15 protein-coding genes are annotated in these 15,126 nt (G+C 68.9%); 11 read left to right on the top strand and 4 right to left on the bottom strand.

What is annotated here, in order from left to right:
• Positions 1-59 precede the first annotated feature (59 nt).
• The 7 genes from ACPEH1_RS07230 to ACPEH1_RS07200 all read left to right on the top strand — a co-directional run bounded on the left by ACPEH1_RS07230 (position 60) and on the right by ACPEH1_RS07200 (position 7,841).
• A complete protein-coding gene (locus tag ACPEH1_RS07230) occupies positions 60-491 on the top strand; it encodes a hypothetical protein (protein WP_423715521.1) in 432 nt (143 codons plus the stop codon).
• A gap of 143 nt (positions 492-634) precedes the next feature.
• The gene (locus ACPEH1_RS07225; RefSeq protein ID WP_423715519.1) at positions 635-3,061 is read left to right on the top strand and encodes a TonB-dependent receptor domain-containing protein; all 2,427 of its coding nucleotides are present in this window, start codon (positions 635-637) and stop codon (positions 3,059-3,061) included.
• Positions 3,062-3,204: 143 nt separating this feature from the next.
• A complete protein-coding gene (locus tag ACPEH1_RS07220) occupies positions 3,205-3,840 on the top strand; it encodes a PepSY-associated TM helix domain-containing protein (protein ID WP_423715517.1) in 636 nt (211 codons plus the stop codon).
• Positions 3,841-3,865: 25 nt separating this feature from the next.
• Positions 3,866-4,384, top strand: coding sequence for a DUF2271 domain-containing protein (locus ACPEH1_RS07215; RefSeq protein WP_017355781.1), 519 nt, complete (start codon positions 3,866-3,868; stop codon positions 4,382-4,384).
• A gap of 26 nt (positions 4,385-4,410) precedes the next feature.
• Entirely contained in the window at positions 4,411-5,217 is an 807-nt protein-coding gene (locus tag ACPEH1_RS07210; protein WP_423715515.1) for a DUF4198 domain-containing protein, read from the top strand.
• A gap of 39 nt (positions 5,218-5,256) precedes the next feature.
• On the top strand, positions 5,257-6,237 hold the full coding sequence (locus tag ACPEH1_RS07205; protein ID WP_423715513.1) for an FAD:protein FMN transferase: 981 nt from the start codon (positions 5,257-5,259) through the stop codon (positions 6,235-6,237).
• Positions 6,234-7,841, top strand: a complete 1,608-nt coding sequence (locus tag ACPEH1_RS07200) for a sulfite reductase subunit alpha (protein ID WP_423666570.1) — start codon at positions 6,234-6,236, stop codon at positions 7,839-7,841. Before ACPEH1_RS07205 ends, ACPEH1_RS07200 begins: the two co-directional genes overlap by 4 nt.
• Positions 7,842-8,104: 263 nt before the next feature.
• Here ACPEH1_RS07200 and ACPEH1_RS07195 read toward each other — a convergent pair whose 3' ends face one another.
• From ACPEH1_RS07195 to ACPEH1_RS07180, 4 genes are all read right to left on the bottom strand, one after another.
• Entirely contained in the window at positions 8,105-8,719 is a 615-nt protein-coding gene (locus tag ACPEH1_RS07195; RefSeq protein WP_312710875.1) for a HutD family protein, read from the bottom strand.
• A 14-nt stretch (positions 8,720-8,733) separates the two neighbouring features.
• Positions 8,734-9,480 (bottom strand): murein L,D-transpeptidase catalytic domain family protein, encoded by a 747-nt coding sequence (locus ACPEH1_RS07190; RefSeq protein WP_153164534.1) that lies wholly within the window; start codon positions 9,478-9,480, stop codon positions 8,734-8,736.
• A 29-nt stretch (positions 9,481-9,509) separates the two neighbouring features.
• Positions 9,510-10,571 carry a L,D-transpeptidase gene (locus tag ACPEH1_RS07185; protein WP_153164535.1) on the bottom strand — a complete coding sequence of 354 codons (1,062 nt, stop codon included), beginning with the start codon at positions 10,569-10,571 and terminating at the stop codon, positions 9,510-9,512.
• Positions 10,572-10,966: 395 nt separating this feature from the next.
• A complete protein-coding gene (locus ACPEH1_RS07180; protein WP_262072343.1) occupies positions 10,967-11,248 on the bottom strand; it encodes a ComEA family DNA-binding protein in 282 nt (93 codons plus the stop codon).
• 247 nt (positions 11,249-11,495) lie between these two features.
• Here ACPEH1_RS07180 and ACPEH1_RS07175 point away from each other — a divergent pair, with 247 nt between their 5' ends.
• The 4 genes from ACPEH1_RS07175 (at position 11,496) to murU (ending at position 15,122) form a co-directional block, all read left to right on the top strand.
• Positions 11,496-12,989 (top strand): M20 family metallopeptidase, encoded by a 1,494-nt coding sequence (locus ACPEH1_RS07175; RefSeq protein ID WP_136006532.1) that lies wholly within the window; start codon positions 11,496-11,498, stop codon positions 12,987-12,989.
• A 66-nt stretch (positions 12,990-13,055) separates the two neighbouring features.
• On the top strand, positions 13,056-13,325 hold the full coding sequence (locus ACPEH1_RS07170; RefSeq protein ID WP_136006530.1) for a GlsB/YeaQ/YmgE family stress response membrane protein: 270 nt from the start codon (positions 13,056-13,058) through the stop codon (positions 13,323-13,325).
• 58 nt (positions 13,326-13,383) lie between these two features.
• Positions 13,384-14,409: an aminoglycoside phosphotransferase family protein gene (locus ACPEH1_RS07165; protein WP_423715511.1), complete on the top strand. Its 1,026-nt coding sequence runs from the start codon at positions 13,384-13,386 to the stop codon at positions 14,407-14,409.
• Positions 14,406-15,122 carry an N-acetylmuramate alpha-1-phosphate uridylyltransferase MurU gene (murU, locus tag ACPEH1_RS07160; RefSeq protein WP_017356240.1) on the top strand — a complete coding sequence of 239 codons (717 nt, stop codon included), beginning with the start codon at positions 14,406-14,408 and terminating at the stop codon, positions 15,120-15,122. Before ACPEH1_RS07165 ends, murU begins: the two co-directional genes overlap by 4 nt.
• The last annotated feature ends 4 nt before the right edge of the window (positions 15,123-15,126 follow it).

Genomic DNA, 15,126 nt, shown 5'->3' with positions numbered 1-15,126 from the left:
CCGCCGGCGCGTGGCTGTCGGGCCGTAGTGCCTCATCCAACGCCGTCCAGGGAATCGTCTTGCGCCATCCGCACCGCCACCGCAGCTTCGCTCCCGCCATGCGCGGGCAGCGTCCGGCGTTGGCGACGGTGCTGGCCTGGCTGGCCCTGCTGTCGATGCTGCTGGCCACCCTGCCGATGCTCGGGCACACCGTGCCCGACAGCGCGCAGCTGGTGCAGGCGCCGATGGACGAACGCCTGCCCGGCGGCGGCGAATCCGCCCCGCAGGAAGAGGCCCCGGCCAAGCCGCGCCGGCTCGCCAGCGCGCGCGCCGCCGCAGCACCGCCCCTGGTTCCGTCCGCCACTGCGGCCGACGGACTGGACGCCCTGATGGCCACACTGGTGGCCGCGCCACCGCAGGTGGCCCCCTCGATCGATTCGGCACCGGCCACGCCGCTGCCTGCTGCCCCCGGCCTGCGCGTCCAGCGCGGCCAGGCGCCCCCGCAGGGCTGATCCCGGTCACGGCCGACGCCACCGCGTCGCGCTGCCGGTACCACCGCTGCCTGCCCGCCTTGCGGGCGCTTCCCTGATCCCCTGCAGGTGCCGAGGCCGATAGCCCGGGCCCGCGCATCCGTCTTTCTTTCGAGGTATTGCTCATGGCCCTGCGCCAGCGTCGCCGCACGCCCCTGTCCCGCCACACCCTGTCCATCGCCCTGCTCAGCGCGCTGTCGGCGCCGGCCTTCGCCACCGGCAGCGGTGCCCCGCAGACCCTGGACAAGGTGGTGGTCACCGCCTCGGGCTTCGAACAGAAGATCACCGATGCGCCGGCCAGCATCAGCGTGGTCAGCCGCGAAGAACTCAGCAAGCGCCCGTACACCAGCCTGGTGGACGCGCTGCGCGACGTCGAAGGCATCGACGTGGGCATGGAAACCACCGACAAGAACGGCCGCGCCACCATTTCCATGCGGGGCATGCCGTCCGAATACACCCTGGTGCTGATCGACGGCCGTCGCCAGAGCAATGTCGGCCAGCTGTACCCGAACAACTTCGGCGGCGGCCAGTTCGCCTACCTGCCGCCGCTGGATGCCATCGAGCGCATCGAAGTGGTGCGCGGCCCGATGTCCACCCTGTACGGCTCGGACGCGATGGGCGGAGTGATCAACATCATCACCCGCCGCAACCAGGACACCTGGCACGGCTCGGTCACCCAGGGCTTCACCGTGCAGCAGGACGACCAGTTCGGCGATGCGCGCACCACCGACGTGTACCTGAGCGGCCCGCTGGTCAAGGACCGCATCGGCCTGTCGGTGCGCGGCAGCTACTACGATGCCAAGGCCTCCAACCCGGAATGGGATGACCTGCCGCTGCCCGATGGCACGCTGTGGGCGCGCAGCATCGGCTTCGGCGGCGGCGGCAAGGCCGTGGCCAACACCAACTGGAACACCGGCCTGCGCCTGAGCTTCACCGTCAACGACGATCACGACCTGTGGCTGGACTACGACGTCTCGCGGCAGAAGTACGACAACAGCCAGGGCCAGACCGGCACACTGGACAGCCTGGCCAGCCTGTGGCGCGTCGGCAATGCCACCCTTCCCAACCCGAACGGCACCGGCACCACCACCCGCCGCGTGGTGCAGCCGCGCGTGGGCTACACCGCCTACCAGCGCTATGAGCGCGATCAGGTGGCCCTGACCCACCAGGGCCGGTACGACTTCGGCACCTGGCAGACCACGCTGACCCACACCACCAGCAACAACCTGGGCCGCTCGCTGCCGCTGACCCTGGACGAGCGCGCCGACCTGCAGACTCTGTGGAACGACGTGTGCCGCCGCACCGGCGCGGCCAACAACTGCGCCGCCGGCCGCGGCAACGCGCTGACCGCCCTGAACCCGGCCGAGCTGGCGCGGCTGCAGGCCTTCCTGCCGCGTCCGCTGCGCACGATGGAACTGGAAGGCATCGTGCTCGACACGATGCTGGACATGACCTTCGGCGCGCACAAGCTGACCGTGGGCGGCCAGTACACCGACACCGACATGACCGACGGCGTGTTCGGCATGGACGGCAACGGCTACCAGGACAACGTGAAGCAGAAGCACCGCATGTCGTCGGTGTTCGCCGAGGACAACTGGTCGCTGACCGATACGCTGACCGCCACCATCGGCCTGCGCTACGACCACCACAACATCTTCGGCAGCCACCTCAGCCCGCGCGGCTACCTGGTGTGGAACGCCAGCGATGCCTGGACCGTCAAGGGTGGCGTGAGCACCGGCTACAAGACCCCGCGCCCGGACCAGCTGTTCCCCGGCGTCACCGGTTTCGGTGGCCAGGGCGTGCTGCCGCTGGTGGGTTCGCCCAACCTCAAGCCGGAAACCAGCACCAACTATGAGCTGGCCGCCTACTACGAGGGCGCCGACTGGGGCTTCAACGTCACCGGCTTCTTCAACCAGTTCGACGACAAGATCGCCAGCGGCGGCACGTTCCCGAACTGCGAGGTCGCCCCGGCTGGCGGCGGCTACTGCGTGGACGTGGGCCCGGGCTGGGCCGAACTGGGCTACAGCACGTTCACCCAGAGCGTGAACGTGGACAAGGCCGAAACCAAGGGCGTGGAAGCGGCTGCCTACGTGGACCTGCTGGACAACCTGCAGCTGCGCGGCAACTACACCTACACCCGTTCCGAGCAGACCAGCGGCGTGGACAAGGGCAAGCCGGTGGGCGGCACCACGACCCCGGCGCGCCACATGGCCAACGCCAGCCTGAACTGGCAGCTCAACGATACGGTCAGCCTGTCGCTGATCGGCGAAGGCCGCTACGACCGCTACCGCGACACGCTGGTGACCAGCGTCGGCGGCGTGAGCACCTCGCAGGTGCGCTACTACGAGGACTACACCGTCTTCCATCTCGGTGGCAGCTGGACCATCACCCCGTGGCTGACCCTCAACGCACGCGTCAACAACCTGTTCGACAAGGACTTCGTGTCCCAGTCGTGCGTGCTGATCAGCGACAGCGAGTACAACTGCGTGGATGACTACGCCACCAAGGACCAGCGTCGCAGCTACTGGATGTCGCTGAACGCAAGGTTCTGAGGCGCCGCCCGACCCGCGGTCGGGCGCCACCTTGCCGGGTGTTGTGGTGGGGGCCGACCGCGGGTCGGCCCCCCTTCCCGCCCAAAATTGCGAACCATTCTCATCAATGGTGTAATTCGCCATTGAGCTCCTGATCCCTGCCTGTGACCACTCCTTCCTCCAGCGTGCAGCAACAACAAAGCCGCGGCTTCTGGCTGCGCACGCTGCACCAGTGGCACTGGATCAGCTCGGCCGTCTGCCTGATCGGCATGCTGCTGTTTGCCGCCACCGGCATCACCCTCAACCATGCGGCGAAGATCGAAGCCAAACCGGTGGTGGTCAGCCAGCAGTTGACGCTGCCGGCCGACCTGCTGGGCACGCTTGGCGCCCGCACCGACGGCACGGCCCCGCTGCCGCGCAAGGCCAGCCGCTGGCTCGATGCCCAGCTCGGCATCGCCATCGGCCGCCGCCCGGCCGAGTGGTCCGACGGCGAAATCTATCTCTCCATGCCCAGCCCCGGCGCCGACGCCTGGCTGAGCATCGACCGCGACTCCGGCGCCGTGGAATACGAATCCACCGCGCGCGGCTGGGTCTCGTATTTCAACGACCTCCACAAGGGCCGCAACGCCGGCCCGGCGTGGGGCTGGTTCCTGGACATCTTCGCCGTTGCCTGCCTGGTCTTCTGCATCACCGGCCTGTTCCTGCTGCACCTGCACGCCCGCCAACGCCGCATGACCTGGCCACTGGTCGGGCTGGGCCTGCTGGTGCCGCTGCTGATCGCCCTGATCCTCATCCATTGACCGTTTTCCTTTCCGGAGCCTCACCATGCGCGTCACCCTGACCATTGCCCTGAGCGGCCTGCTGGCCACCTCGCCGGCCTATGCCACCACGCTGGACATCAACGTCGAGGTGCCCAAGCTCAACGTCGCCGAGTACCACCGGCCCTACGTCGCGGTGTGGCTGGAAGGCGCCGACCAGAAGGTCGCCGCCAACCTGTCGGTCTGGTACCAGCAGACCAGCAACAGCGAAGGCCACGGCACCAAGTGGCTGCCCGACCTGCGCCAGTGGTGGCGCAAGAGCGGCCGCACACTGGACGTGCCGGTGGACGGTGTCACCGGCCCGACCCGCCCGGTCGGCAAGCACGCACTGTCGTTCTCCGACAAGCAGCCGGCACTGAAGGCCCTGGCGCCGGGCAACTACACGCTGGTGGTGGAAGCGGTGCGCGAAGTCGGCGGCCGTGAACTGCTCAAGATCCCGTTCACCTGGCCTGCCACGTCCGCACAGACCGGCAAGGCCCAGGGCAGCACCGAGCTCGGCCTGGTCACGCTGTCGGCCAAGCCCTGATTCTTTCCCTTTCCCTGGAGTTGTTGATGAAGCGCACGCTCGTCCTAGCCGCCGCCCTGGCCGCCGCCCTTCCGTTCTCCGCCCTGGCCCACAAGGCCTGGCTGCAGCCCTCGCAGACCGTCATCGCCGGCAACAACCCGTGGATCACCGTCGACGCGGCCGTGTCCAACGACCTGTTCTACTTCAACCACGTGCCGCTGCGCCTGGACAACCTGGTGATCACCGCACCGGACGGCACCACCGTGCAGCCGCAGAACGCCTCCACCGGCAAGTTCCGCAGCGTGTTCGACGTTGAGCTGACCCAGCAGGGCACCTACCGCCTGGCCACCGTCAACAACGGCCTGTCGGCCACCTGGGACGAAGATGGCAAGCCCAAGCGCTGGCGCGGTACCGCCGCCACCTTCGCCAGCGAAGTGCCGAAGAAAGCCAAGAACCTGAAGGTGTCGCAGTCGGTCGGCCGCGTGGAAACCTTCGTCACCAACGGCACCCCGAACGACACCGCACTCAAGCCCACCAGGCAGGGCATCGAGATGGTGGCGCTGGCCCATCCCAACGACCTGGTCGCCGGCGAGCCCGCGTCCTTCCGCGTGCTGGTCGATGGCAAGCCGCGCGCCGGTCTGGCGTTCGAGATCACCCGCGGCGGCACGCGCTATCGCAACGCCCAGGAAGAGATCAAGGTCACCACCGACAAGAAGGGCGAGTTCACCGTCACCTGGCCCGAGGCCGGCATGTACTGGCTGGAAACCGGCACCGAAGACAAGAAGGTGTCCGTCAAACAGGCCACGACCCGCCGCCTGAGCTACGTCGCCACCCTGGAAGTGCTGCCGCAGTAACCGTACGCCGGGCCCTGCCCGGCGTCCCTGCCCTCGCCCATGAACGACACGCTCCTCGACATCGCCAGCCTCGGTGGCCACAGCATGGGCACCACCTGGCAGGTAAAGCTGGCGGTGGCGCGTACGCGCGACCTGCACCCGCTGCATGCCGGCATCCAGGCCCAGCTCGACGCCGTCGTGGCGCAGATGAGCACCTGGGAGTCCGGCAGCGACATCGCGCGGTTCAACCGCGCCGATGCCGGCCACTGGCAGGCCCTGCCGCCGCTGTTCGACACGGTCGTGCAGTGCGCGCTGGACATCGCCCGGCGCAGCGGCGGCGCCTTCGATCCCACCATCGGTCCGCTGGTGGCGGTGTGGGGGTTCGGTGCACAGGCGCAGGCCCGGCGCGTGCCCGACGCGCAGACCCTGTCCGCCACGCGTGCACGTTGTGGCTGGCAGCGCCTGCGGCATGAACCCGGCCGGCTGTACCAACCCGGTGGACTGGAGCTGGATCTCTCGGCCATCGCCAAGGGCTTCGGTGTCGACCAGATCGTCCATTGGCTGCGCCAGCAGGACGTGCACGCCGCGCTGGTGGAAGTGGGGGGCGAACTGCATGGCTATGGGCGCAAGCCCGACGGCCAGCCGTGGCGCGTGCTGGTTGAATCCGCGCCGGAGGACGATGCGCGGGCAATCCACCCGCCCCGCGTGCTGACGCTCGACGATCGCGCCGTCGCCACCTCCGGCGACCGCTGGCATCACTTTGAACAGGACGGCGCGCAGTTCAGCCACACCCTGGACCCGCGCAGCGGTGCGCCCGTTGCACGCGCGGCCGCCGCCGTCACCGTGGTGGCCCCCGATGCGATGCACGCCGATGCGTGGGCAACCGCCCTGACGGTGATGGGCGTGGAAACGGGCCTCGCCTTCGCGCGTGCCCACGGCCTGGCGGCCCGCTTCGTCACCCGTGGCGCGCAGGGCATCGACGAACACCTGAGCCCGGCCTTCGCGCAGCTGCTTGGCGATGATGCGGCGGGCGCGGCATGAGATTCCCCTCGCGCGCCACCCTCGGCAACACCGCCGTCATCGCGCTGCTGTTGCTGATCGCAGTGTGGCTGCTGGGCCTGCACCAGCAGGACGCGTGGTGGCAGAGTGCACCGCTGCCCGCGCGCTGGAGCTGGGCCGCCGGCAGCGTGGTGGCGTATGCAGTGTTCTGCGCGGTGGTGTGGTGGCGGGGCCGTCCGCGCGACGACACCGCCAGCGACAGTGGCCCACCGCCGACCCTGCTGGTCTGGTCCAGCCAGACCGGGTTTGCCCAGCAGCTGTGCGAACGCAGCGCCGACGCCCTGCGTGCAGCCGGCGTGGCGGTACGCGTCCGCGGCCTGCACCAGATTGATGCGGCGACCCTGCAGCAGGCCACGCAGGCCCTGTTCGTTGTCAGCACCACCGGCGAAGGCGATGCGCCCGATCACGCACTGCCGTTCCTGCGCAATGTCATGCCACAAGCGCTGGCCCTGCCCGGGCTGCACTACGGCGTACTGGCGCTGGGCGACCGCAGCTACGGGCATTTCTGCGCGTTCGGGCACCAGCTCGATGCGTGGCTGCGCCAGCACGGCGCGCACCCGTTGTTCGATACCGTGGAGGTGGACAACGCCGATCCCGCCGCGCTGCGCCACTGGCAGCAGCTGCTCGGCCAGCTCGGCGGCGCCGCCACCGACCTGCCGGACTGGACCCCGGCCGAGTACCGGCCGTGGCACCTGCAGGCGCGCACGCTGGAGAACCCCGGCAGCCCTGGCACCGGTACCTGGCGGATCGCGCTGGTGCCGGCTGACGGCGCGCTGCCGGCCTGGCAGGCCGGTGACGTAGTGGAAATCGGGCCGCGGCACGCACCGGCCGACGTGGCGGCGTGGCTGGCCACCCACGCACGCGACGGCGCGAGGATGGTGGGCGGCGAGCCGCTGTCGGCCCACCTGGCGCGCGCGCACCTGCCGGCCTTGCCCGATGCGGTGCCCGCCGAGGACGCGGCCCTGGTCGCCTCGCTCACGCCGCTGCCGCACCGCGAGTACTCCATCGCCAGCATGCCCGTCGAAGGCCAGGTGATGCTGTTGCTGCGCCGCCAGCTGCGCCCGGACGGCACGCCCGGGCTGGGCAGCGGCTGGTTGTGCGACCACGCCGACCTGGGCGGCCGCATCGACCTGCGCTTCCGCAGCAACCCGAATTTCCATGCCCCGGCGCACGACGCACCGTTGATCCTGATCGGCAACGGCACCGGCATCGCCGGGTTGCGCGCGCATCTGCGCGCCCGCATCGATGCCGGCGCGCGGCGCAACTGGCTGCTGTTCGGCGAGCGTACCCAGGCCCACGATTTCTTCTTTGGCGATGAACTCATCGCCTGGCATCAGGCCGGGGGCATCCAGCGCCTGGATACGGTGTTCAGTCGCGACGGCGGTGAACATCGCTACGTGCAGGACCGGCTGCAGGCGCGCCTGGACGAGCTGCGCCAGTGGGTGCGCGACGGTGCCACGATCCTGGTCTGCGGCAGCCTGCAGGGCATGGCCCCGGCGGTGGATGCAGTGATCGAACAGGCGCTGGGACGCGAAGGCAAAGAAGCCCTGATCGTCGCCGGACGGTATCGGCGCGACGTGTACTGAGCAACGGCCATCGGGCATCGCCGGCAGGGCCGGTTACCGGACGACTGCCGGTAGCAGTGGCCTGCGCGGCGAACGCATCACCGGTGCCGGAGCCGCCTTCGATCGACGGTCACGCCCTTGCCGGACGTTGCGCAGCGTAGGCAGTTGATCGACGGCCAGTTACCCGCAAGGTGTGCGCCGGTTCGGCGGGAGAGCAGTGCCCCTGCAGCAACGCATGCCGTGCTTCCCTGATCCGGGTCAGCAGCCGTTGATTGCCGGTGTCGTCATGCAAGTGGGGGTTTTCCGGGTGAAACCCGGATCGCCAACAACTCCCCACCGCCGTGCAGCGCGAAACGCCGGCGTTCACCGGCGGCCAGCCACGCGGTATCGCCGGCTTCCAACGGCGGCAGGTTGGTGTCGCCGTCGAACTGCGCCTGTCCGGACAACAGGTGGATCGCCCAGGCAGTGTCCGCTTCGGTGAAGAAGAACATGCTGCCCACCAGCGGGCGATGCAGCAGTTCGGCGTTCACCGCATCACGGCGCCACATCAGGTTGAAGTCGTGGGTGACGCCGTCCACCAGCTCGCCACGCACCTGCGCTTCGCCGGCAAAGCGCAGGCGGTCATGCGGCGGCATCAGCGTGTGCAGCGTGCCATCGGCAAAGCGCAGGCGCAGGCCTTCGCCACGCAGCAGTACCAGCTCGCGCTCGATCCCGGGAAACGCGGAGAAGGCGGCATCCTGCTCGATCTCGGCGATCGACAGGCGCACCTGCCAGTCGTCGGTGTCGGGCACGCGCACAATCTCGCGGGTCCAGCCCAGGCCGTTGCGCCAGCGCTCGCGGCGGTACTCGACACTGGGAATCACGCGCGTGGCCGCGCTCAGGAAGGTATCGGTCGACATGCCGGCATTGTGCCTCAGCCGGCGCTGCCGCCGCAGTCCGGTTCCAGCAGCCGCGAACGCGCCAGCCAGTCCTTGTCCGGGTAGTAGGCGAACACCATCGCACCACCGCGCAGGCTGTCGATCAGCGGCTTGGCCACCGTCAACCGCACGGCCGGGCAACCGAGACTGCGGCCGAGCCGGCCCTGCATGCGGGCGAAGGTGGGGTTCACGTACGGCGCGCCGTGGATGACGATGGCCCGATCACGCGCGTTGTCATTGAAGCCCGGCTCCAGGCCCTCCAGGCGCAGCGAGTAACCGTTGCCGCCCATGTAGGTTTCCTTCGCGGTGAACGCGCCCAGGCTGGACATGAAGCTGCCGTCGCGGTTGGAGAAATGCTCGGTACGATTGCCGCCGCTGTTGCGGCCATGCGCCACCCATTCCTCGAACAGCAGCGTCTGCCGGCGCAGGTCGAACACCCACATGCGCGGTTCGGTGGAGGGGCGCGAATAGTCGATCACGCTCAACCGCGCCGGGTCGACGCCAAGATCGGGCCGACGCAGCGCGCACGACATCGCCTTGGCCGCCAGCTGCAGCACGTTGCGGTCGGCCGACGGTGCCGCCTGCGCCAGCATCTCGGCCAACCGGGCCGGGTCCTGCGCCGCCGGGCGCGCGGCGCTCGAGGCGGATGGCGCAGCCGCCGCCACGGGGATCCCGGCTGCGCCCGCCGAGGCGGACGCAATCAGGCCGAGCGCAGCGGCCAACAGGGCTTTCACAGCAGACATGGGCAACCACCCGCCAACGGGAGCAATCCCTACAAGGTGGACCCCGGGGCGTCGGATTCCAAGACCGGCTGCAGGTTCTGTTCATCGGCCACCGGGCGTACCGCCGGCAGACTGGTCACCAGCAGCGTGGTGCCCGGCACCAGCGCCTTGTAAAGCTGCTCGGCAAACGCCGGCGGCAGCGCCATCGGCAGGCTCGGCGTGGCCAGCAGGTCCGGGCTGGCGTTGCCCTCGCTCTGGCCCAGCAACGGGTACGCCGTCCACTTGTGCAGGCGCTGGTGCGCGTCCAGGGGGCTGGGAACATCCGCGTACCCCTGCTGCATCACGAACAGCGTAGTGCCCTCGAAGGCCGGCAGCGCCTTGGCTTCCAGCCGCGATTCACCGATCAGCACGCCGTCGCGCAGCACGTACAGGCGCTGGTCGTGCAGGCTGACCAGGATACCGACCTGTCCGGAGGGCGCGGCGGCGTCGTTCCAGTAGTGGTCCGGTGCATCGGTGGTTTCGACCAGCGGTTTGCCGGTGCTGTTGACCGGTGCCAATACCGCCGGATAGGCCAGCGTCATCGGCGCGCTCTTGGCATCGGCCACCACCACGGTGTCGCCGCGCCGGGTCTCGCCAAACAGCTTCTGCGCGAACGCCTGCGGCAGGCGCACGCAACCGTGGGATGCCGGATGCCCGGGCAGGCTGCCGCCGTGCAGCGCGATGCCATCCCAGGTCAGGCGCTGCATGTACGGCATCGGCGCGCTGTTGTAGAGATTGGACCGGTGGTCCTTGTCCTTCTGCAGGATGGTGAACACGCCGGTCGGGGTTTCGTGCCCGGCCTTGCCCGAGCTGATGGTGCTCAGCCCGATGGCGATGCCGTTGCGATACACATACGCGCGCTGCTCATCCAGGCTGACCACCAGCACGATCGGACCGGCCGGCGAAATCTCCGGATGCCAGAGGAACTCGCCGGGCTTGAGGTCGGTGGGGCCGCGTACGACCTCGGTGGTGGCCGCCGTCGCCGTGGACGGGGGCGTGGCGGCGTGGGCCAGGGACAGTGCAGCGACAAGCGCGGTTGCCACCCCGCTCAACAGACAACGACGTACGCGCATTGCTTCATTCCTGTGCAGTGACGCGCCGAGGCTACACGATGCGCCGCACGGCAGTGGTGATTCGCGGCGCGGCAGTGCGCCACGCGCGCAGAAAAGAAATTGCCCGGCCATACGTCCTGTACGGTACCGGGCAATCTTCACGTCCTTGTCGGCATCCCGCCTTCCCCCTTTCGCATCCTGCCAAATGGGTCCCGACCATGCTCCCTGCACTGGGCCGTTGTTCTATCCGCCATCGCATTCCCTTCCCGGGTCTGGATGCCACCGTCCTGGTGGTGTCCTGCCTTCCGTTGGCGCCGCGTCCGTGCGGCATGGGCGTCCCTGCTGCGTCCGGTGCCATCGGGCGTCCTGCCCGCGTGGCCGACCAGCGTCCTGCCCGTCTCCGGCAATCCTGTCCGTCAGCGCCTGGGTACGGAGCGCGGCGCCTCCTTCCTGGGAGGCTCCTCGACGGGCATCGTCCTGATGCCTGCCGTCATCCGCTGTCGATTCCGTTCGACGGTTGCTGTCCCTATCCCCTTGACCCGAGCCAGCTCCTCGACTCGAAGAAAAGGGCCGTGTTGTCGCCGGTATGCAACGATCGCCTCAGCCCGTCTGGGCCCTACGTTCGCCAGTCCCTGCTCCAGCATCGACGCATCGGCGGTATTGATGTCGATCCGGTCCGCCGCATGGGCAGGCCACATCAACAGCATTCCCAGCACCAGCGCCTTCCACGAAATCCAAGGCCCCACCGTGAAACTCCTTGTGACTTGGAAACAGTGCCTGCCGACATTCCCTTCGGCCAAAACAGTGTCCCGCGCCACATACACACAGCCTATCGTCCACTGCACCTTCACGCAGCCGGCCAAATACCCGACGTGATGTAGGGAAATCCCTACCCCGATGGGAGGCGTAGAATGTGAGGACTAGCCAATGCACTCGGAGTTTCAGATGGACAGCGCCAAACTCGGCCAATTCCTCAGTGACAAGTGGGACAACGACATCGTCCCGCAACTGGTCGATTACATCCGTATCCCCAACAAATCGCCGATGTTCGACGCTGATTGGGTCGCGAACGGCTACATGGAGCAGGCGGTCACGCTGATGGAGAACTGGGCCAAGGCCCAGAACCTGCCCGGCCTGAACGTGGAAGTGGTGCGCCTGGAAGGCCGCACGCCGCTGATCCTGCTGGAGATTCCCGCCACCGGCGCCGAGACCGGCGACGACACCGTGCTGCTGTACGGGCACCTGGACAAGCAGCCGGAAATGACCGGCTGGGACGACGACCTCGGCCCGTGGGTGCCGGTGCTGCGCGGCGACAAGCTGTACGGCCGCGGTGGCGCCGACGACGGCTATGCGATCTTCGGCTCGCTGGCCGCGGTGCTGGCGCTGCAGGAACAGGGCCTGCCGCACGCACGCTGTGTGGTGCTGATCGAAGCCTGCGAGGAATCGGGCAGCTACGACCTGCCCGCCTACGTGGATCACCTGGCCGACCGCATCGGCAAGCCGTCGCTGGTGGTGTGCCTGGATTCGGGCTGCGCCAACTACGACCAGCTGTGGTGCACCACCTCGCTGCGCGGCCTGACCGGCGGCAATTTCTCGGTCAAGGTGCTCAATGAGGGCGTGCATTCCGGTGATGCCTCCGGCGTGGTGCCGTCCAGCTTCCGCCTGCTGCGCCAGCTGCTCTCGCGCATCGAGGACGAGAACACCGGCCGCATCCTGATCGACGGCATGAATGTGGACATTCCGGCCGAGCGCCTGGAACAGGCCAAGCGCGCCGCCGACGTGGTGGACACCGCGATCTTCGAGAAATTCCCGCTGGTCGACGGCCTCACGCCGATGAATGACGACCTTACCGAACTGGTGCTCAACCGCACCTGGCGCCCGGCGCTGTCGGTGACCGGTGTGGACGGCATGCCGCCGCTGGCCTCGGCCGGCAACGTGCTGCGCCCGCATACCGCTGTGAAGCTGTCGCTGCGCCTGCCGCCGACCGCCGACGGCAAGACCTGCGGCGAGCTGCTCAAGGACGCCCTGCTGCGCGATCCGCCGAACGGTGCCGAAGTGACGCTGGACCTGGAGAAGGCCTCCACCGGCTGGAACGCGCCGGCGATGGCGCCGTGGCTGACCAAGGCAATCGACGATGCCAGCCAGACCTTCTTCGGCAAGCCGGCGATGTACATGGGCGAAGGCGGCTCGATTCCGTTCATGGGCATGCTCGGCGAGAAGTTCCCCGGCGCGCAGTTCATGATCACCGGCGTGCTCGGCCCGCACTCCAACGCACACGGCCCGAACGAGTTCCTGCACATCCCGATGGGCAAGCGCGTGACCGCCTGCGTGTCCAAGGTGATCAGCGAGCACTACGCGGCCAGCCTGCGCGGTGAGACCAGCGGCTCGCCGGTGGCGGCCGACAGCGGCACCCGCCACGGCGGCCACGGCTGCTGCTGACCGTCCCGGTGACGGACGCAGCCTGCACTTGGTAGGCTGCGTCCATCTCCTGCGGGAATCGGCGTCATGAACAGTCTGTTCGGCAGCACCAGCTGGCTCTACATCATCCTGGTCGGCTTCATCGTCGGCCTGCTCGGGCGTTTCTTCATGCCCGGAAACAACCGCATGGGCTGTCTGCTGACCATCGTGCTGGGCATCGGCGGTGCGCTGTTTGCCGGCTGGTTCGGCCAGTACATGGGCTGGTATGCACGCGGCGAACCGGCCGGCTTCATCGGCGCGGTGATCGGCGCGGTCGCCATCCTGGCCGTGCTGCGACTGGTCAGCGGCAAACGCTGACCTTGCCCCACTCCTTTCCTTCCGCGCGCCATCCGGCGCCGCTTCGACGTACCCGTCCATGAACGAACCCGCTTCCGACCCGCTGCGCGCCGACCTCCGCCGGCAGTGGGCAGGTTCCATGCTTGGCGACCCGCACCTGGCGCTCGACCGCGCCTCGGTGGACGCCGGCTTCCGCAGCTACTGGCGCGCCACCAGCACGCGTGGCAGCCACATCGTGATGGATTCTCCGCCTGGCCTGGAGGACGTGCGCCCGTGGCTGCGCATGCATGATCTGCTCGCACCCAACGGCGTGCGCGTGCCGCAGGTGTTCGAGCGCGATGTCGAGCAGGGGTTCCTGCTGCTTGAGGACCTCGGCGGCCCCACGCTGGCCCGCCACATCGACGATGCCAACGCAGATGCCTGGTTCGACGCCGCCTTCGCGCAACTGATCCGGCTGCAGTCGATCCCCGTGCCCGACGGCATGGGCAGCTTCGGTGAGGCACTGCTGCAGCGCGACGCCGGCCTGTTCGACGAGTGGTTCCTGCAGCGCCACCTGGGGCTGCAACTGGACTGCGGCGAGCTGGAAGGCCTGCAGCTGGTGCATCGCCGCCTGATGGACAACGCCCTGGGCCAGCCGCAGGTACTGACCCACCGCGATTTCATGCCGCGCAATCTGATGCCGGTCGACGACGGGCCCGCGGTGCTCGACTTCCAGGACCTGGTGCGCGGCCCGATCGCCTACGACCCGGTCAGCCTGTTCAAGGATGCCTTCCTGAGCTGGCCGCTGGCGCGGGTGGATGCCTGGCTGGCGCGCTACCACGCACAGGCACGGGCCGCCGGCCTGCCGGTGCGGCCGTGGCCGCAGTTCCTGCGCGACGCGGACTGGATGGGTGTGCAGCGGCACCTGAAGATTCTCGGCCTGTTCGTGCGCCTGCGCGACCGCGACGGCAAGGGCCATTACTTCGACGATGCGCCGCGCTTCATCCGGTACCTGGACGAAGTGCTGCCGCGCCACCCGGAACTGGCCCCGCTGCGGGCGCTGCTGGAAGACCGCATCAAGCCCGCGCTGGCCCGGCTGGCGCAACCGCGGCCGGCGCGCGCATGAAGGCGCTGGTGTTCTGCGCCGGCAAGGGCGAGCGGATGCGACCGCTGACCCTGCACACACCCAAGCCGCTGCTGGTGGCCGGTGGCAAACCGCTGGTGGTGTGGCACCTCGAACGCCTGGCCGCGGCCGGCATCGACGAGGTGGTGATCAATACCTCGTGGCTGGGCGACCGGTTCGCGCCGGCGCTGGGCGATGGCGCGCGCTGGGGCCTGCGCCTGCATCTGGTCGACGAAGGTCCGATACCGCTGGAGACCGGCGGCGGCATTCTCAACGCGCTGCCGGTGCTGGGTGACGGCCCGTTCCTGGTGGTCAACGGCGATGTCTGGACCGACGTGGATTTCGCCACGTTGCCGGTACAGCCGCACGGCGACGCGCACCTGGTGCTGGTCGACAATCCGGTGCAGCACCCGCGCGGGGATTTCATCCTGCACGACGATGGCACGGTGGGCGATGTGGGCGATGCGCCGCGCCTGACCTATGCCGGTGTGGGCGTGTTCCGCCCGGGGATTGTGCAGGGATGGCGCGAGGTCATCGGCGGTACCGACGGTGCCGCTGCCACGCCGCCGCAGTTCGGACTGGCGCCGTTGATGCGTCACGCGATGGGCGACGGCCGGGTCACCGGGCAGCATCATCGTGGGCAATGGACCGATGTGGGCACGCCGGAGCGGTTGGCGGCACTGGATGCGGCGCTGCGCCGGCAGCCACAGCGGTAGAGCG

It is taken from the genome of Stenotrophomonas sp. NPDC077421, from assembly GCF_049545505.1.
Lineage (GTDB): Bacteria > Pseudomonadota > Gammaproteobacteria > Xanthomonadales > Xanthomonadaceae > Stenotrophomonas > Stenotrophomonas nematodicola.
Note: the sequence above shows the minus strand (reverse complement) of the source record. Positions and strands in the feature narration are given on the sequence as shown.